12 protein-coding genes are annotated in these 17,343 nt (G+C 70.6%); 2 read left to right on the forward strand and 10 right to left on the reverse strand.

Going from position 1 to position 17,343, the window contains the following annotated elements:
• Positions 1 to 2,368: 2,368 nt before the first annotated feature.
• The 5 genes from B9S64_RS34320 to B9S64_RS03200 all read right to left on the reverse strand — a co-directional run bounded on the left by B9S64_RS34320 (position 2,369) and on the right by B9S64_RS03200 (position 7,366).
• Positions 2,369 to 2,515, reverse strand: a complete 147-nt coding sequence (locus tag B9S64_RS34320) for a hypothetical protein (RefSeq protein ID WP_181012386.1) — start codon at positions 2,513 to 2,515, stop codon at positions 2,369 to 2,371.
• Between the two features lie 1,206 nt (positions 2,516 to 3,721).
• Positions 3,722 to 5,551 carry an APC family permease gene (locus B9S64_RS03190; protein WP_103492540.1) on the reverse strand — a complete coding sequence of 610 codons (1,830 nt, stop codon included), beginning with the start codon at positions 5,549 to 5,551 and terminating at the stop codon, positions 3,722 to 3,724.
• A gap of 262 nt (positions 5,552 to 5,813) precedes the next feature.
• Positions 5,814 to 6,083 carry a sugar porter family MFS transporter gene (locus B9S64_RS34840; protein WP_258037961.1) on the reverse strand — a complete coding sequence of 90 codons (270 nt, stop codon included), beginning with the start codon at positions 6,081 to 6,083 and terminating at the stop codon, positions 5,814 to 5,816.
• Between the two features lie 11 nt (positions 6,084 to 6,094).
• The gene (locus B9S64_RS34845) at positions 6,095 to 6,277 is read right to left on the reverse strand and encodes an MFS transporter (protein ID WP_258037962.1); all 183 of its coding nucleotides are present in this window, start codon (positions 6,275 to 6,277) and stop codon (positions 6,095 to 6,097) included.
• Positions 6,278 to 6,361: 84 nt separating this feature from the next.
• The gene (locus tag B9S64_RS03200) at positions 6,362 to 7,366 is read right to left on the reverse strand and encodes a tellurite resistance/C4-dicarboxylate transporter family protein (protein ID WP_103492541.1); all 1,005 of its coding nucleotides are present in this window, start codon (positions 7,364 to 7,366) and stop codon (positions 6,362 to 6,364) included.
• 331 nt (positions 7,367 to 7,697) lie between these two features.
• On the opposite strand from B9S64_RS03200, the gene B9S64_RS03205 reads away from it, so the two are divergent.
• The gene (locus B9S64_RS03205) at positions 7,698 to 8,168 is read left to right on the forward strand and encodes a hypothetical protein (RefSeq protein ID WP_103492542.1); all 471 of its coding nucleotides are present in this window, start codon (positions 7,698 to 7,700) and stop codon (positions 8,166 to 8,168) included.
• An 87-nt stretch (positions 8,169 to 8,255) separates the two neighbouring features.
• Here the strand turns inward: B9S64_RS03205 and B9S64_RS03210 are convergent, their stop codons facing one another.
• The 5 genes from B9S64_RS03210 to B9S64_RS03230 form a co-directional block, all read right to left on the reverse strand.
• Positions 8,256 to 10,307 carry a SpoIIE family protein phosphatase gene (locus B9S64_RS03210; RefSeq protein ID WP_181012387.1) on the reverse strand — a complete coding sequence of 684 codons (2,052 nt, stop codon included), beginning with the start codon at positions 10,305 to 10,307 and terminating at the stop codon, positions 8,256 to 8,258.
• Between the two features lie 259 nt (positions 10,308 to 10,566).
• A complete protein-coding gene (locus B9S64_RS03215) occupies positions 10,567 to 11,841 on the reverse strand; it encodes an MFS transporter (protein ID WP_103492543.1) in 1,275 nt (424 codons plus the stop codon).
• Positions 11,842 to 11,942: 101 nt separating this feature from the next.
• A complete protein-coding gene (locus tag B9S64_RS03220) occupies positions 11,943 to 12,641 on the reverse strand; it encodes a FadR/GntR family transcriptional regulator (RefSeq protein WP_103492567.1) in 699 nt (232 codons plus the stop codon).
• 252 nt (positions 12,642 to 12,893) lie between these two features.
• The gene (locus B9S64_RS03225) at positions 12,894 to 13,292 is read right to left on the reverse strand and encodes a hypothetical protein (RefSeq protein ID WP_146060147.1); all 399 of its coding nucleotides are present in this window, start codon (positions 13,290 to 13,292) and stop codon (positions 12,894 to 12,896) included.
• Positions 13,293 to 13,489: 197 nt separating this feature from the next.
• The gene (locus tag B9S64_RS03230; protein ID WP_103492545.1) at positions 13,490 to 14,017 is read right to left on the reverse strand and encodes a DUF6584 family protein; all 528 of its coding nucleotides are present in this window, start codon (positions 14,015 to 14,017) and stop codon (positions 13,490 to 13,492) included.
• Between the two features lie 343 nt (positions 14,018 to 14,360).
• Between B9S64_RS03230 and B9S64_RS03235 the strand changes: the two genes are divergently transcribed.
• The gene (locus B9S64_RS03235; RefSeq protein ID WP_258317488.1) at positions 14,361 to 17,279 is read left to right on the forward strand and encodes a phosphatase PAP2 family protein; all 2,919 of its coding nucleotides are present in this window, start codon (positions 14,361 to 14,363) and stop codon (positions 17,277 to 17,279) included.
• Positions 17,280 to 17,343: the final 64 nt, after the last annotated feature.

The raw sequence follows: 17,343 nt of genomic DNA on the forward strand, positions 1-17,343 counted from the left end.
TGCGCCCGGACACCCCGCGGTGTGAGCCCGTACGCGGCGTACAGCACACCCCGGTCCAACGCTCCGGGTTCCGTCCGGAGCGCCACTGCGGCAAGTCTGGCAAGCCGGGGACCATCAAACCCAAGGCGACCAACACTCCGGGGGCCCGACCAGAGCCCTACTGCGGCGACGCCCTGGCCACGCCCATGTGCTCCGGTCTTCCAACACTCCGGATCGCGTCCGGAGCACCACTGCGGCACGTCGATCAGCGCGATATCGCTGATGACATTCCACCCCAACCCTCCGGATTCTGTCCGGAGCACCACTGCGGCGTCGCGACTGCCGGAAGCAGTCCACCGGACCAGGACGCCAGCACTCCGGATTTCATCCAGAGCACCACTGCGGCCCGTCACTTGCCGGTCAGCAACTCCCCAAACCGTCCCAGCACTCCGGATTCCTTCCGAAGCATCACTGCGGCTATGTGTTCGTCGAGTACGACGACCCCGCGACGCTGCCAGCACTCCGGATCACCTCCGGAGCACCACTACGGCCTCATGAGGTAGGTGCCGTCGCCCTTGATCCACCACTAACACTCCGGGTTTCCTCTGGTGCACCGCTACGGCTCCTTGACGTCCAGGGGGTACAGAGCCGGAAAGAGGCCAACACCCCAACTTCGCGTAAAGCGCCACTGCGGCAGCGCAATCGGCGGAGCCCGGAGATCAAATCCCCCGCCCATCCGGCAATTCGTTCGACCAGAGCTGAGCCCCGCCAACACTCCGGATTCCGACCGGAGCACCACCGCGGCGACCTCGACACCAAGCCTGGCGACGTCGGCCCGGACCCCAGCCGCCGGATCCCGTCCGGAGCACCACTGCGGCACGGTCACCCCGCTCGTGGAGACGTCCACGCCGGACCCAACACTCCGGACCCCGTCCGGAGCACCACAGCGGCCACAGGTTTAGGAGGATGTGGTTCTCGATCTCCTGCCAGCACTCCGGATTCCGTCCGGAGCACCACCGCGGCTGCTACCTGACGGGCTGGTTTGCCGGCCAACCGTTTCAGCACTCCGGATTCCGTCTGGAGCACCACTGCGGGAGGATGATCGTCACGGCGGTGATGGCGTGGGCAGACTGACACTCCGGGGTCTGACCGGAGCACCACTGCGGGGACTACGGACAGGTGAAGCAAGCCCGCAGCCGGGTTCCGGCGCTCCGGGGTTTAACCGGAGCAACACTGCGGGTGGGCGACGGCGACGGGGACCAGCCAGCTATCCCTGCCGACACTCCGGGTTCCGACCGCAGCACCACCACGGCGGCGCGATCGTCGGAGTCCTGGGAACGGAATCCGCGACCGACACTCCGGGTTCCCTCCGGAGCACCACTTCGGCGGCTTTTGGCGCTGATCAATGTGCGAACGGGGCACGCCGACACTCCGGATTGCGACCGGAGCACCACTTCGGCAGGATAATGGAATTGCCCTGCCGCGACGGGGCGAGCCCAACACTCCGGATCCCGTCCCGGAGCACCATTGCGGCAGGTCAGCAAGGTGGACGACGATGCCGGACAGCTTGCCAACACTCCGGATCCGTCCGGAGCACCACTACGGCAGCGACTCCTTGACCATTACTGCCGGGACCACGACACCAACACTCTGGATCCCGTCCGGAGCACTACTGCGGATCCTCGACGTCGAGGCAGTACAGGACCGGAAAGACACCGACACTCCGGATTGCCTCCGGAGCACCACTACGGCTTCGATTCTCTCATGGCGCCAGCGCTACGAGAGCTTCCAACACCCGGCTCCCGGTCGGAGCACCACTGCGGCGTCCAGACGTTGCAGTCGTACGCGCGCGGGGTCCTGCCCAACACTCCGGGTCCCGTCCGGAGCACCACTGCGGCGCCGAGCCGCCCACTGGCGGAGAGGCATACATCCCCCACCACTCCGGATTCGTCCGGAGCACCACTGCGGCGGCCCAGGCCGACCGAAGGCATTGCCCCGGATACGCCAACACTCCGGGTTTCCTCCCGAGCACCACTGCGGCATCGCCCGTGTCGCGACCGGCGACTACGATGCCGTGCCAGCACTCCGGATTCCGTCCGGAGCACCACCGCGGCTGCTACCTGACGGGCTGGTTTGCCGGCCAACCGTATCAGCACTCTGGATTCCGTCCGGAGCACCACTGCGGCATCGAGACGACTCAGGTCCTCCAGGGCAACACTCCAGCACTCCGGATCCCGGCCGGAGCACCACTGCGGCGTTGCTACCCAGGCAACCGCGAATGCGTGGCGGCACCAACACTCCGGATTCCGTCCAAAGCACCACTGCGGCATGGCGCTGCCAGGGTTCGGCCCCCCGAATCGGTCCAGCACTCCGGATTCCGTCCGAAGCATCACTGCGGGTCCGCCTCCCGGGCCTCGGTGGTCGTGGCCCGTACGGCCAGCACTCCGGATTCCGTCCGGAGCACCACTGCGGGGGCGTGCAGGCGCTTGGCCTCCTCGCGCTGCTCCTCCAGCACTCCGGATTCCGTCCGGAGCATCACTGCGGCTGCCTGGCCGTCCGACCGATGGGCGTCCGGGTCGGCTCCCGCACTCAGATGGCGAACACCAGGACGTCGTTCCCAGCGCTCCGGATTCCACTACGGCGCGAACAGTTACGGGACGGAAACTGGACGCTTCCTTCCAAGCACCTGTACAGAGCCGAAAGACATCCGTCAGTTGTGGGAGTCCCCTGGGACTTTTCTGGGACTTCCGGCCCCATCAAGCGGCACGAACGTGAAATAGCCGAAAGGTCATTCGCGCAGGTCAGCGACCGCCAACCGCTCATCGCGGCAGGTCACCGCACTCGCTGGTCTCTTCCGGGACAACTGACCATCATTGCGGCCGGTTCGAGGACGGCGACGCATTCCACGTGATGCGTCGTCGGAAAGGCGTCAGCTTCCGACGGCAGATTCGAACTTGAGCCTGCTCAAGCAGAGTCAGACTCGCGCCTTGCACTCATCCGCTCGGCGCCAGGCTTCTGCCCTGCCCTCGCAGGCAGTCACTCAACGTGCCCTTGGCAGCGCCTCCGGTGGCATGACGTCCCGTGCCGCCAGGCCCGCCGCAGCGTCACTTCCTGGGGAGAATCTGGGGAGTATCGACGGTCCTGGGGAGCGCGTGGGGAGAATCGACCGCGTAACGCAGCACGATCTCGAAAGACGCTGAAAGACTTATCCGCGCAGGTCAGGGGCGGGTACAGCCGCATCGATGCAGGTCAGCGCCACCAGGTAGACAACTTCATGACGTACGTACCGAGATCGTCGGCCTCGACGATCCCGGGGAGCGAGCCGCCCTCACGCAATGGCGTGACATAGCGGGTCGCTACGACCTCTTGCAACACTTTCCCAGGCCACCCATCTTTTCGGTCTCACCCACCACGGACGATCTCGCCGGGGCGTGGAGGCAGGAATCCACCGTCAACGCTGTGGGGGAAAATCCGGTGAGCTTCGGCTGACAAGTCGTCGTCTCCCCGCCCCCGAGCAGACCGCCGGCGGTGCCGCACCACTCGCTGCCGGCTTCCGGCATGAAGTGAGCATAGTAACCGAGCGTGATCGTCGGTGCAGGGGCGGGGCTCGCACGCCCGGGCCGACGACGACGCGCAGGGCGACACGCGTCCTCGCGCGCGGGCGGAGGCGGCCCGCGTCCGGGACCGCCCTCTTCCCGGTGCCTACGACTCCGAGGGTCCGCACTCGGTACCCGAAGTGGAATCATTCGGACACGAGATCCGCCGGACCCACCCGCACGGGCAGGAGACACACGATGACTTGCCCACGCGTGCTGAGAAGACCGGCCAACAGCAGTCCGCGCTGGTTCTCCAGAACCCGGTAGCGACGGTGCTGGGGTTCCACCTGCGGGATGAGGACCGCCACATGCTTGCCGTCGCCGACGGCCCGCTCCACGTAGGCCATGAGCGGGCGGACGAGGGTGTGCTCCGGGCTGCTGATGACATCGAGCCGCACACCGGGGTTCCACCGCGCCCACTTCTCGCGCATGGCCTCGGCCTTCTGCTGCTCGTCCTGTGCCGTGACGACGACGACGTCGCTCGCCAGAGAGCAGGCGGCGGTGAGGGCTCGTTCGGCGATCTCGTCGACCTCACCGAGCGGAACGATGACAGTGGTGGGGACAGGGACGGGTGGCCGCAGGGTCCGCCTGCGGTTGAGCGCGTTGGTGACCGAGGTGTAGTAGTGCTCGATCCTGGAGAACAGGAGCATGCACAAGGGGACGACGAGGGCGACGAACCAGGCGCCGGAGACGAACTTCGTCGTCAGGAGGACGACGCCGGCCACAGCCGTGAGGGCGGCTCCGAAGGCGCTGACGGCCACCCGTGGAACCCACCCGTCGGGACGTCGGGTCTTCCAGTACCGCACGAGACCGATCTGACTGATCGTGAAGCCGACGAAGACTCCGATCGCGAAGAGGGGAAGCAGCCGGTGGAGCTGCGCGTCGACGGCGACCAACAGCACGCAGGCGACCAGAGCCAGGGCCACGACGCCGAAGCGGTGAACAGGTCGCTCGGCGCGCAGGGAGAAGAGATGGGGCAGCCGGTTGTCCTTGGCGAGCAGGCTCATCAGTACCGGCAGGCTGCCGAAACTGGTGTTCGCGGCGAGAGCGAGCGCGAGAGTCGTGATCAGGGTGAAGGCGTAGTAGACCCAGCCGGTCCCGAAAGCACCAGCGGCCAGCTGGGCCACAATGGTGACCCCCTCGCGGGGGACGACGTGGTGCCGTCGGATCAGGAGCACCAGGCCGAGCACCATGGTGGCGAGAAGGACTCCGAGCAGTACTTCCGTGTGCTGTGCCCGCCGCACACGTGGTTCGCGGAACATGGGTACGGCGTTGGCGATGGCCTCGATGCCGGTCAGGGCGGTGCATCCCGCCGAGAACGCCTTCAACAGCAGCAGTACGCCGAACGCCTCGCTGATGTGAAAAGTCTGCGCCGTACCGACCACGGCGACGGGATGGGACCGGAAGAGTCCCACGACGACGACCGCCAGAACGCCTGCGGCGAAGAGTGCCATGGGCGCCATCAGCACTCGGGCACTGTCCGCGATGCCCCGCAGGTTGACGGCGGTGAGCACAGCCAGTCCGGTCAGACACACGGCGAGCAGGTGATCGCCGAGTGCGGGGAACGCCGAGGCGAGGCTCGCGGCCCCGGCGGCGAGACTGACCGCGACGGTGAGGATGTAGTCCACCACCAGGCTCGCCGCTGCCAGGAGGCTGGTCCGGCGGCCGAGATCCTCCTTCGCCACCGCGTAGGATCCACCGCCGTTCGGGTGCACCGCGATCACCTGACGGTAGGAGATGACGAGTACACCGAGCAGGCCGGCGATGACCAACGCGATGGGCAGAGTCGCGCTGGTCGCCGAGACCCCCGCGGCGACGAGTGCGAGGACGATCGCCTCGGGGCCGTAGACGACCGAGGTGAGGGCATCCAGGGACAGAGCGGCCAGACCTCCGGCAGCTGTGAGACGGTATTTGCCGCCCTCTCCGTGGAACCGCGGCACCTTGGGGTGGAGCTTCCTGGGGGCCAGGCCGAGCATGCGTCAACCTCACTTGGTTCCGGCGACGGTCTCTCTACCCGGCGTAGAGGAAGCCGTCGGCATCTGAGGCGGATGGTCCTCGTACGAACGCTGCCCGCCGGACATCACGCGCGGTGCACGCCGGGACGGATTCGTCCCCTTGGCCCACACCCGGTCGGCGGGCTCCGCCGCCCACGGGGTCTTCCACCCGCTTTCCCTGCCCGTCGGCCCGCCGGCGGTACAGCCCCGGCACCTGCCCTTCGCGCCAGTGGGACCGTCGTTCTCATGACCTCCTGCGCGCCGGCTCGGGCAAGAAGGTGCCGTGCTTCAGGCTCTGCTCGACGGCCTCCAGGGAGCGCCCCTTGGTCTCCGGCACGCGGAAGAAGACCACGATCCACGCGATGACGTTCAACGTGGCGTACACGAGCATCGCCCCGCCCAGGGTGAGCGTGCCGACGAGGGTCAGCGCGGTGGAGGTGACCAGCAGGTTCGATCCCCACAGTGCCGCCGCGTGCAGGCCGGTGGCCGCGGGGCGGATCCTCAGGGGGTACACCTCCGACCCGATCAGCCAGCGCCGATCCGGTCGACCAGCAGCTTGCCGACCAGAGTCATCACCACGTACACGACGCCGACATAGACATTGGCCTGCAGCGAGAAGGTCGAGGGGAATCCCGCGTCGGTCAGGATCACCGGCGTGTAGTAGATCATCATCTCAAGTCCTGTGATCTGAGTGAAGATCGCCACCATGATTCCCGCGATCAGCGCCGGGCGCAGCCACTTCTCCCCGAGTGCCCGCCACGGCCCCTCCTCGGCGTGGCGTGGCGCGCGTCTTCAGCGCGGTGCCGTGGGCCTGGTCCCCCCTTCGGCGGAGAGGGACCGCAGGTCGGTCCGGGCTGCGGCGACCGCTCCCGCGGCGACGGTCAGCCAGCCGGCCACCGCCACCCACACCAGCGCCCGGCCCGGGTGCGTCAGCCAAGGCGCGGAGACGGCGGTGGCCACCGAGAGCGTCGCCGCCGCCGTCATGCCGAGCGGGAACACCGTCGACCAGCGGCGGACGTCGTAGCGGAACCGGGGCCGCACCACCTCCGAGATCAGGAGCACCGCGTACCAGGCGAGGGCGAGGACGAGCACCGCGACCGTGGCGTGCCGCAGCGCCGTGTCCGCGTCGTCGTTCCACAGGTACGGCCCCGACTGGGCCGCCGTGAGCAGCTTCGCCCCGGCCAGCGCCGAGATGGCGAGCGCGCCGCCGGCCACCCACTGGTCCCCGGCCCCTCGGGCCACCTCGCGCGGATCGAAGCGGAAGAGGGCGACCGCGTAGAGCGCGAGTCCGAACCAGAACGGCACCAGGGCCGCGTGCGCCGGCCAGGCCGTCGATGTGGTCGCGGACAGGGTGGCACCGAGCACGGCGAGCCCCTCGGTGGCCACGCACCCCAGGAAGACCGCCCCTGGCATCCGCGGCCCCCAGCCGCGGACGACCGGGACCAGCAGCACCGGCCACAGCAGCGCGGCCAGCGCCAGCAGCGCCGCCGCCACGGGTGTGGCACCCAGCAGCGCGAACCGGGTGCCGACCACGGTCGTCGCGGCGACGGCGGTGAGCGCGCCCGGACTTCCCGCTTGCGTCACCCACTTCGTACGGTCGCGCACCAGCAGGACACCGAAGTCGGCAGCGAGCGCGATCCAGGCGGCGCACGCCAGGGCCAGCGCCGCGAGGGACAGGCTCTCGTGGCCGACGAGGTGCAGGCCGACCGAGACGATGCCGGTCGCCATCACAGCGGCTCCGGCCGCCGGTGGCCTCCGCGCCCACCAAGCGCGCAGTGCGGGGATGCGCGATGCCATGGACCGACCCTAAGGGCTGTCCCGTAATCCCTGGTGGATCAGCGCGCGGCGTCAGATGCGGTGGATCGCAAGGCGGAGGGACGTCCGCATACTGGATGTATGGGCGGGCGGCCCGACAACGCGGCGAGGTGCCGTAGCTGTCGTCGTGCGCCCGCCAGGGATGACGGGACAGCTCTTGAAGAGCCTCCAGGGCCAGGACGGTCGCACCACGCCGTGCCCGTCCTGGTACGCGGCCCGCCGTGTTCGCGTGCGCCCGGTGCCACCATCCGTCCGACGCGCTTCCGGGTGTCCGCCTACCGTCCCCGCCGCCCGTCCGGCGAAAATGCCCTCCATGACACCCGCGACGAGAGCTCCCGTTCGGTCCCGCCCCGGCAGACCCCGCAGGCTGCGCGACGTCTCACCGGGCCGCAGGGGGCTGGTCCTCGCGTGGTTCGGCTTCACCGTGGCCTTCGGCCTGATGAGGCTGCTGACCTGGCTGATCCACATCGATGTCGCCGGAGTGGGTGACGTCAGCGCCGGGGGCGTCCACATCCACCACTACGTCTGGGGCATCCTGCTCCTGCTGGTCGTCGGCGCGGTGGGGCTGGTGGAGCGCTCGCCCCGCATCCGGGCGTGGCTCGGTCTCGGGTACGGGGTGGGGGCGGCCCTGGTCGTCGACGAAGCCGCGCTGCTGCTGAGCCTGGAGGACGTGTACTGGGACGACGAGGGCGGCATCAGCATCGCGCTCGCGCTGATCGTGATCGGCGTGGCCGGCAGCCTCCTCGTCCTGACCAGGCGCCCCACCGAGGACTCCGGCGGATGAGCGGATCAGCGGATCAGCGGATGAGCGAGGCCGCACCTGGTCGGACCGCGTCGAGGTCGCGTCGCCCGCGGCGGGTCTGACGGGTGGTCACTCCTCGGTGGCCACGCGCAGAGCGAGCATGGCCACGTCGTCGTCACCGCCGGAGGGGAGCATGCCGTTCAGCAGGTCGTCGCAGAAGACGTCGAGGGGGCGTCGGGCGGCTTCGGCCGACCGGCCGCGCAGCCGTTCCAGACCGGTGTCCAGGTCCTCGTGGCGGCGCTCCACGAGGCCGTCGGTGTAGACGAGCAGGGTGGACCCCGGCGGCAACGGTTCACGGGCGCTGGTGTAGCGGGGGTCTGGTACGGCGCCGATGAGGGGACTGCGTGCGGCGGTCAGGAAGCGGGCTGTGCCGTCGGGCCCGATGAGCAGAGGTGGCGGATGGCCGGCGACGGAGTACTGGAGCTCCAGTCCGCCGGGGCCGGACCGTTCGAGGCGGGCCAGGACGCAGGTGGCGGTGCACTCCGGATAGAGCGTCTGGACGGACAGGTCGAGACGGCGCATGATCACCGACGTGGGCTCCTCGCGGTCCAGAGCCAGCCCCCGGAGCATGTTGCGCGTCTGGCTCATCGTGACCGCGGCGGGCAGGTCGTGACCGGCGACGTCGCCGATGGTCAGCACGGTGGCGCCGTCCCGCAGGACGAAGCAGTCGTACCAGTCGCCGCCGACCTCGGCGCCGACGGTACTGGGCCGGTAGCGGACCGCGATGTCCAGTCCGGGCACTTCGGGCGGGGCGGGGAGCAAGCTGCGTTGCAGGGCGAGGGCGACCTGCCGGGTGCGCCGGAGTTCCAGGGCGTTGCGCAGCGGCGTCTGCGTCCGCCCGATCAGTTCACGCAGCAGTTCGGTCTCGGGTCGCCCGAGTGGCTGCCGGTCACCGCAGGTGTAGGCGACGAGCAGTGCGGCGGTGGTGCCGTCCACGGCGACGGGAAGCAGGACGACGCTGTTGCACCGTTCCGGCAGCCACGGTCCGCTGCCCGCCGGGCCGAGAGCGGGTGGGGCCTCGCCGGGCGGGAAGTCGGTGTGCAGAGGGCGGCCCTGTTCGATGGCGCGGGCGAGCGGGCCACCGGGCCGGAGATGTTCCTCGCGGTGCCGGGGCAGGCCGGGCAGACCGGGACGGGTGAGGGCGACGACGCGTTCTGCGGTCAGCGCGGCGCCGGCGGGCCGGTCCAGGGTCTGCGGCAGGAAGTAGACGCTGCAGGCGTCAGCGACCTCGGGCACGATCACATGGCTCAGGGCGTCGAGCATGTCCTCCAGCCGGGCGGTGCCGGCCGTGGCCTCGGCGGCGCGGGCCAGCACGTCCTCCCGGCGGCGTACCTGCCACTCCTGTTCGGTGTCGGCGCAGGTGCCCACCCATTCGACCACGGTGTCGCCGTCGCGGACGGGTGCGGCGTAGATGGCGAAGTGCCGGTAGCCGCCGTCGGCCACGCGGAGCCGGTAGGTGCTGGTGAAGTCCGCCGGTACCTCGGTCAGCGCCCGGTTCCAGTTCCGGGAGACCTCCTCACGGTCGTCGGGGTGGACGGCGTCGAGCCATCCGTCACCGCGGAACTCCTCCCACGTCTGCCCTGTCGTCCGTTCCCAGCCGGGACTCGTCTCGGTCATCTCGCCCGTGGGCCCGGCCACCCACACCACCTGTGTGCCGGCGTTGACCAGACTGCGGTACCGCAGCAGCGCACGGCGGCGCTGTTCGGCCAGGACGCGGATCTGTTCCGCGGCCTCGACCTGTTCGGTGACCTCCACCACGACGGCCAGGACCCCGTGGTCGTCGGCGCCGAGCGCCGTCCGGGACGCGCTGAAGTTGAAGTACCGGGTCACGTCGGCCACCGATCCCGGGTAGGTCACGTCCACCGGGGCCGTGGAGAGCCGCTCCGTGTGACCGGTCGCGAGAACGCGGTCGAAGATGCTGAAGTATCCGGTCTGCGCCAGGTCGGGAAACGCGTCCCGCAACGGCTGGCCCAGTGGCCGGTCGCCGAAGGTCTCACGGTAGACGTCGTTGCGGTAGGCGATGCGGTGCTCAGGGCCACGGGAGACGAGGACCGCGACGGGGGCGGCGTCGAAGACGTCCAGCCCGATGCCGCTGGACAGGCGCTGTGGCTCGCCACCCATCACATACCTCCCGCTTCGCCCGGCAGAGGAGCGGACCTGCGGGCATCCGGCCTCGCGCCACAGGCACTTCCCCCCGTCAAGGTATGCCATATGCGCCGTAAAGGGACGGGGAGCGTCACCGGGAGCGCACAATCGGGCCGGCGCCCCGCGAAGGCGGCGCTTCCCGCTCCCGCGCTGTCCGGCCGTACCGGCGACCGGAGAGGTCCGGACCGCTGGGCGGCGTGACCGCGCTTGTGGGTGTCCCGGCTCCCCCGCCCGCTTACGGGTGTACGGGTTCGCTCTCCCGTACGTGGCGGTCGCGGGCGGCCAGCACGCCGAAGACCCCCTGTGCGGCGAGCAGCGCCAGCAGCGCGAGGAGAGGGACGGTCCAGGAGCCGGAGGCGTCGTGCAGGGTGCCCAGGGCCAGGGGGCCGCAGGCGGCCAGGATGTAGCCGAAGCACTGGGCCATGCTGGAGAGCTGGGCGACGTGCCGGGTGTCCGGGGCGCGCTGCACGATGAAGAGCATCGCGAGGCTGATCGCGCCGCCCTGGCCGAGGCCGAGCAGCAGCATCCACACGTACGGCGCACCGGCGGGGGCCACGAGCAGACCGGTGATGCCGGCCGCGCACAGGAGGGTGGAGACGACCGTGACGCGTGCGGCCGGCATGCGGCGTTCGGCGAGGACGGGGGCGAGGAAGGAGCCGGCGATGCCGAGGAGCGAGGAGAACGACAGCATCCATCCGGCGGCGCCCTGGCTGAGGCCGGCGCTCTTGAGCAGCGTGGGGATCCACGCGGCCGCGGCGTAGTAGGTGAGGGACTGCAGGCCCATGAAGGCGGCCACGTGCCAGGCCAGGGGCTGGCGCCACAGACCCCGGACGGGGTGGGCGGCCTCGGCCGCCGCGCGGGAGGAGACCCGGTGGCGGCTGCGCGACTGCGGCAGCCAGACGACGAGCGCCAGGACGGCCAGGGCTCCCCAGCAGGCGAGCAGCGCACGCCAGCCCAGGCCCGAGAGGTGCTGGAGCGGCACGGTCAGTCCCGCCGCGGCCGCCGCTCCGGCGAACAGCGTCATGGAGTACACGCCCATCATGGAGCCCACCCGGTGCGGGAAGTCGCGCTTGATGAGGCCGGGCAGCAGGACGTTGCCGATGGCGATACCGGCGCCGATGACCACGGTTCCGCCGAAGAGAGCTCCCATGTGCGGCAGCAGGCGTATCGCGGTCCCGGCGACGACCAGGGCCATGGCGACGAGCAGGGCGCGCTCCATGCCCAGGCGGCGGCCCAGCCGTGGGGAGACCGGGGCGAGCAGGCCGAAGCAGAGCAGGGGCAGTGAGGTCAGCAGGCTGATGGCGGGTGAGCTGAGACCGGCCTCCCGTCCGATGGCCGGGGTCAGCGGTGAGACCGCGACCAGCGCCGGGCGCAGGTTGAGGGCGAGGAGCACGATGCCCGCCACGGTCATCCACACGGCGCGGCCCCCGCCGGCGCCGTGGTGACGCGGCCGGGCACCGGCCGACGAGACCGGGTGGCTCGCCGCGGCCGCCGTCGTCTCAGGTGTCATGTGCTGTGGTCCGTTCTTCTCTCGTGGAGCCGTGACGGCTCATGCCACTCGGCGCCAGGGCGGACGGAGCCGCCCTGAGGGCTCCGGGGGCCGGGGGTGGGTCAGCGGGACAGGCCGCGCAGCGCCTCCGCGGCGGCGCCGAGGTGATGCAGTGCCGCCTTCTCCGCGGCCTCCGGATCGCCTCGCTCGATGGCGTCGACGATGGCGGTGTGCTCGGCCACCTGCCGACGCACCGCCTCCGGCAGCGGCGCCCCGACCACCGAGTGGAGCGTCAGCCGCAGAGAGTCGCTGAACTGGTCGTACAGCTCGGCCAGGACCGCGTTCCCGGCCGCCGCGGCCACCGCGCGGTGGAAGGCGAGGTCGGCCTCGACGAACGCGGACGTGTCGTCGCCCCGCTCCCAGGCGTCCTCCCGCCCGGCCAGCGCCTCCCGGATCCGGGCGAGGTCCTCGTCCGTGCGCCGCACCGCCGCGTACCGGGCGGCGTCGCGTTCGAAGCTCGCGCGGACCTCGTACGCCTCCAGGGCGTCGCTGTACCGCAGCCGGCGCCGGACGGCCGCGCCGAGGCCGTCGCGGGCCAGCACGTAGGTGCCGTCACCCGGCCGAGGGCCGAGCAGCCCGGTGTGCGCCAGGGCGCGGACGGCCTCCCGCACGGTGTTGCGGCCCACCCCGAGCTGTTCCACCAGGGCGGGCTCGGCCGGGATCCTCGACCCGACCGGCCACTCACCCTGCCGGATGAGTTCCTCGATCTGCGCGATCACGGAGTCCACCAGATTCGTACGCGGCGTGGTCTGCAGCGGCATGTCCACCTTCGTCCCTCAGCTATCGTCCTACGACCGTAACATCCCATGTTTGACACCGGGGGCGTGTGTTCCGGTTCCGGGCACACCGCCGACGCGGTCTCGCGGGCACGCCGGCCGACCTTGGTGTGCTCGACGCGGGCCCTGCCGTGTTGTCGAACAGGCGGTTCAACGACTCCAGCGGTTCGCCTCCCCGCGGTGGCGACATGCCAACCCCCGCTTGCGACGGCGGCCTGACCACAACGGTCCGGGCGGTCAGACCGTCAGCGCCGCGTGCAGCGCACCGAACGTCTCACGGAGTTCCACCGTGGCGATCGGATCGATCTCCATCTGCACATGACACACATCGTCGTCCCCGTTGGGAGTCAGGCGTACGAAGAAGGCGAAACCGTCCTCGACCGGCTCCGCCGTCAGCGTCAGCGGATTGTTCCGACCGGGAGTCGCCGCTGCGGAAAAGCGCACACCCGACGGCGTGCGCAGGCGAGAGAGTATCCGCGCCGCGAAGTCGACGACCTCCGCAGCGCTGAGCTGCGCGGTGAAGTCGGCTGTCAGCCAGGAACACCAGTCCGCCGTGATCTGCCAGCTGTCCGCACCGGTCCGAGCCATCTCCAGCCACACGTCATCGCTACCGAGGCGTATCCGCGGCTGTTCCATCTCGCCCTCCGACATCCGTGCCAGGGCTCAAGATCGTACGGTGCAGCCCCCGTTGCCCCACGCGATCCGTCCTCCGGTACCCCGGGGAACCTTTCCTGCCGGACCGCTGGTGGCAGTTCCGGACGGTTCACAGCAGTTCTGGACGGTCTCACCGGACCTTGAGCGGCGGCGATCCTCATACGCCCTGGTGACCCGGGTCAGCCGAAGAGGGCGACGAGTCCGTTCACCCAGATCGCGAGGAACACAAGCGCCGCCACCAGGCAGCCGGCGCCTGCCAGCACACCGCCGGCCGTCCATGGCCCGGAGGGCGCCTCGTACTCCCCTTTCAGGTCGTCCCGGTAGGAGGCGGGGTCCGTCCAGTCGACGGGGTGTCCTGGCTTTCCGGCACAGGCGGTCCGCACCGCGACCAGCTGTCCCTCCGCGAAGGCGGTGGCGGCCTTCGCCTCAGGGCCGTGCCAGGCGAGGGCTTTCATTCGCCACCCGGGAGACTCGTACCGGGTCTCGAAGGCGGCGGTCTCGTCGGCATTCCGGTCCTCTTCGAGGTACATCCAGCGTCCGGCCTCAGCGGCGTCGCCGTAGAGCCGGTACACCTCGGCCAGACGACGGCGGAGTGACAGGTCGTGCGGGTAGGACGAGATGAGACCGCGCAGGCGTTGGCGCGCGACGGGAACACGGCCGGCGGCCAGGTCCGCGTCGACTCGGGCGAGTGTCTCTCTCAGGGGCATGAACGCATGATCGTGTACCGCACCGACCTGCGTCGAACCCGTTTTGCCGCTCAGTACCCACTCGCTCTCGACGGCATCGCCTGAACCTCACCAAGACGCGAAACCGCCAGTCGGGGACGGTCCCTGGGCTGACTCCGAGACCTGCGGCACGGACGAGCGCCACGACTCCTCCGGGGTGGCCGCGGTGCGACGGAATGTGCCGTACATGACGTCCACCTGACCTGGGAGCCACTGACCCTGACCACCCGACACGCACCCCGCCACCATTGACATGCCTCCTCCAAGCCCCCAGGCTCGCTGGGTGGTGACAACGTTGTCCAACGAGAAGAGGCGAGCCGTGCGGATGTTCAGGAGACGTGGGCGGGGCGCGGGGGTCGGTGTGCTCGCGGTCGTGCTGGTGGCGGGCTCGCTCGGGGTGGGGACCGCCTCGGCCGCCGGTGGGGAGGGCGTGGCGGCGGAGTCGGGCGGGTACTGGGCCACGTCCTACGAGCCCGGGACGCCTCGGCCCGCGGGGTTCCCGGCCCGGGGCCCGGCGCGGAACCTGCGCGGAGAGACCACCCAGGTCACCACCACCGTGCGGGACGTGCGCTCCGCACACCCCAACGCCACCAGCGCGACGGAGGGCGTCGAGAACCTCGCCGACCAGGACTCCGGCACCAAGTGGTTCGCGCGGGACAGCGGACGGCCCACCGACGACGGACCCATCCACGCGATCTACACCCTGCGTGCCCCCGCCGCCGCCACCGGCTACTCGCTCACCTCCGCGAACGACGCGGCTCCGCGTGACCCGTCGGCATGGACCGTGCTCGGGAGCGACAGCGACGCCGCCGCGAAGGACGCGGACGCCCCCTCGTGGAAGGTGCTGGACCAGGAGAAGGGGCAGCGCTTCGGCGCCCGGGGGCAGAGCAACTTCTACGCGATCGACGCCCCGCGCCCCTACCGCCACTACCAGCTCCGGATCACCGGCAACTGCGCCGAGCGGTGCGAGGGTTCAACCGGTGACCACACCAAGCTCCAGCTCGCCGACTGGACCCTGCGCGGTCCCGCGGGCTCCCAGGTCCCGGCCCTCGGCGTCGGGGTCGAGAACGCCGACTCCGTGGGCGCGGCCGACGGCTCCGCCGCGTTGCGGTACGCGGGCCGGGTCCTCGCCTCCGGACCCGCCGCCTCCACGGTGGTCCTGCGTTCCGGGCTCGACGTCCCGATCGGGCGCGATTCCAGGCTGCGCTACGCCGTCCGCCCGGACGACACCGCCTCCGCCCACGTCGCGCTCGTCGTCGTCTACACCGACCGGGACGGGCGGCACCCCCGCACCCTCAGGACCGGCACGGGCGGCCGGACTCCCACCCCTGGGAAGTGGAACACCGTCTCGGCCGACCTCGGCGCCCTCGCCGGGAAGCGCGTCCATGAGGTCCTGCTGCGTTACGAGGACGCGCACGCCAGGCCGGGCGCCCACCCCACGGGCTGGATCGACGACATCGCGATCGGCAAGCCCCTCGTGGACGACTCGACCTCCTGGAGCTACCTCGACACCCCGGGCGTCGACCCGGCGCGCGGGGACCAGGACCGCACGGCGTGGACCCGGACCGGCTTCGACGCGGGGGACGTTCCCTGGAAGACGGCGGCCGGTCCCTTCGGGGTGAAGAACGACGGCACCGACCTCGGTGACGGCTTCCCCGTCCGTACCGGGCTGAAGCTCCGCAAGGACACGGGTGACAGCGTCGAGGCGTACTTCTTCCGGACCTCCTTCTCGGTGGACCGCGCCTTCCTCGGATCCGTCACCGGGCTGCTCGGCACGGTCGTCTACGACGACACCGTGACCGTCTATCTCAACGGCAGCCGCGTCGCCGGTCACGGCGACGGGGAGATCGAGAAGAACCTCCAGTACCAGACCCCGGACGGCACCCGGGGCGCGGGAGACCCGGTGGCCGCACGCTTCGGCATCCCGGTCTCGGCCCTGCGCGAGGGGACCAACACCCTGGCCGTCGAGGTCCACCAGTGCGACGGCACCAGCTCCGACGCCTACTTCAGGTTCGGCTCGCTGGCCCCGACCACCGACTCCCTGCCCTTCACCGACGAACGGCTCGGCGCCTTCTACGCCTCCGACACACAGCCCACCGCACCCGGCGGCGGCGACTACTTCACCTGGCTGCTGCGCTCGTTCGACACCGCGCGCAACACCCCCTCGGTGATGGGAGCCAACGAGACCCTGCCGAAGGGCACGGCCTACGAGGAGCTGACCGCGCTCAACGACCGGACGGTCGTCGACATCAACAACGCCCCCTCGGGGCCCACCGATCCACGGGTGCGCAAGGCCCTGGTGGACGGCGCGGGCAGTCCGTACCGGACCATGGCGGACGGACTGGGCGGCACACTCGGCCGCCTGTACGAGCAAGCGCTGAAGAACGGCGAACTGCCCAAGACCCAGGCCCTGTTGTCCGGCCGCGTGGAGCACACCCCCGACTCCACCGCCGACTGGTACCAGACCGCCAAGAACACCTACCAGTACAAACGCCCCTTCGTCCGCATGGGGTTCACCGGCGACCAAGGCCTCATCGAGCCGTGGGACAGCCCCGGTGGGTACGACGGTCTCGCGCGTGACGGCTCCTTCCCCAGCGGACACACCAGCCACGGCTACGCGCAGGGCATCGTCCTCGCCACGTTGCTGCCCGAACTGGCGCCGCAGATCCTCGCGCGCGCCTCGGAGTACGGCGACAACCGTGTCCTGCTGGCCTTCCACTACCCGACCGACATCATGGGCGGCCGCGTCGTCGGCCAGAAGACCGCTCAACTACGCTGGTCCGACCCGGAGTTCCGTACGCTCCTGGAGCAGGCGAAAACGGAGCTGGAGACCGTCCTCGCCCAGAAGTGCCAGGAGGCCGGAGCGGGCGATTCGCCGGCGCGCTGCGCGGGCGACGGGAAGAGCTACCTGCCCACGGACGAGGCGCTCACGGTGTACCGGCAGCGGATGACCTACGGCTACCCGCACATCGGCGCGGAGAACCGGCCGCCGGCCGTCCCGGACGGGGCGGAGGACCTGCTGCGCACCGCGCACCCGAAGCTCGGTGACGGCCAGCGGCGCGCCGTCCTCGCCGCCACCCAGCTCCCCTCCGGCTCCGTGCTGGACGAGCAGGGTGACGGGGGGAGCTGGCAGCGGATCGACCTCGCCGCGGCGATGGCCGCGAAGGTCACCGCGCACCACGACGGGACGCTCACCGTCAACGGGGTGCGGGTGAGCGCCGAGGGCGTACCGGTCGGCAGGTAGACACCGGCCCGTGGGGTCCGGCCCTCTTCGCGTCGGACCCCACGGGCCGGGTGAGCGGGCCGTG

Source organism: Streptomyces sp. SM18 (genome assembly GCF_002910775.2).
GTDB lineage: Bacteria > Actinomycetota > Actinomycetes > Streptomycetales > Streptomycetaceae > Streptomyces > Streptomyces halstedii.

Bases quoted from the DNA above. Each gene is read 5' to 3' on its own strand.
- B9S64_RS34320 (WP_181012386.1), bottom strand. From the start codon at position 2,515: ATGCTCCGGACGGAATCCGGAGTGCTGGAGGAGCAGCGCGAGGAGGCC.
- B9S64_RS03190 (WP_103492540.1), bottom strand. From the start codon at position 5,551: ATGCTCGGCCTGGCCCCCAGGAAGCTCCACCCCAAGGTGCCGCGGTTC.
- B9S64_RS34845 (WP_258037962.1), bottom strand. From the start codon at position 6,277: ATGGTGGCGATCTTCACTCAGATCACAGGACTTGAGATGATGATCTAC.
- B9S64_RS03200 (WP_103492541.1), bottom strand. From the start codon at position 7,366: ATGGCATCGCGCATCCCCGCACTGCGCGCTTGGTGGGCGCGGAGGCCA.
- B9S64_RS03205 (WP_103492542.1), top strand. From the start codon at position 7,698: ATGACACCCGCGACGAGAGCTCCCGTTCGGTCCCGCCCCGGCAGACCC.
- B9S64_RS03210 (WP_181012387.1), bottom strand. From the start codon at position 10,307: ATGGGTGGCGAGCCACAGCGCCTGTCCAGCGGCATCGGGCTGGACGTC.
- B9S64_RS03215 (WP_103492543.1), bottom strand. From the start codon at position 11,841: ATGACACCTGAGACGACGGCGGCCGCGGCGAGCCACCCGGTCTCGTCG.
- B9S64_RS03220 (WP_103492567.1), bottom strand. From the start codon at position 12,641: ATGCCGCTGCAGACCACGCCGCGTACGAATCTGGTGGACTCCGTGATC.
- B9S64_RS03225 (WP_146060147.1), bottom strand. From the start codon at position 13,292: ATGGAACAGCCGCGGATACGCCTCGGTAGCGATGACGTGTGGCTGGAG.
- B9S64_RS03230 (WP_103492545.1), bottom strand. From the start codon at position 14,017: ATGCCCCTGAGAGAGACACTCGCCCGAGTCGACGCGGACCTGGCCGCC.
- B9S64_RS03235 (WP_258317488.1), top strand. From the start codon at position 14,361: ATGTTCAGGAGACGTGGGCGGGGCGCGGGGGTCGGTGTGCTCGCGGTC.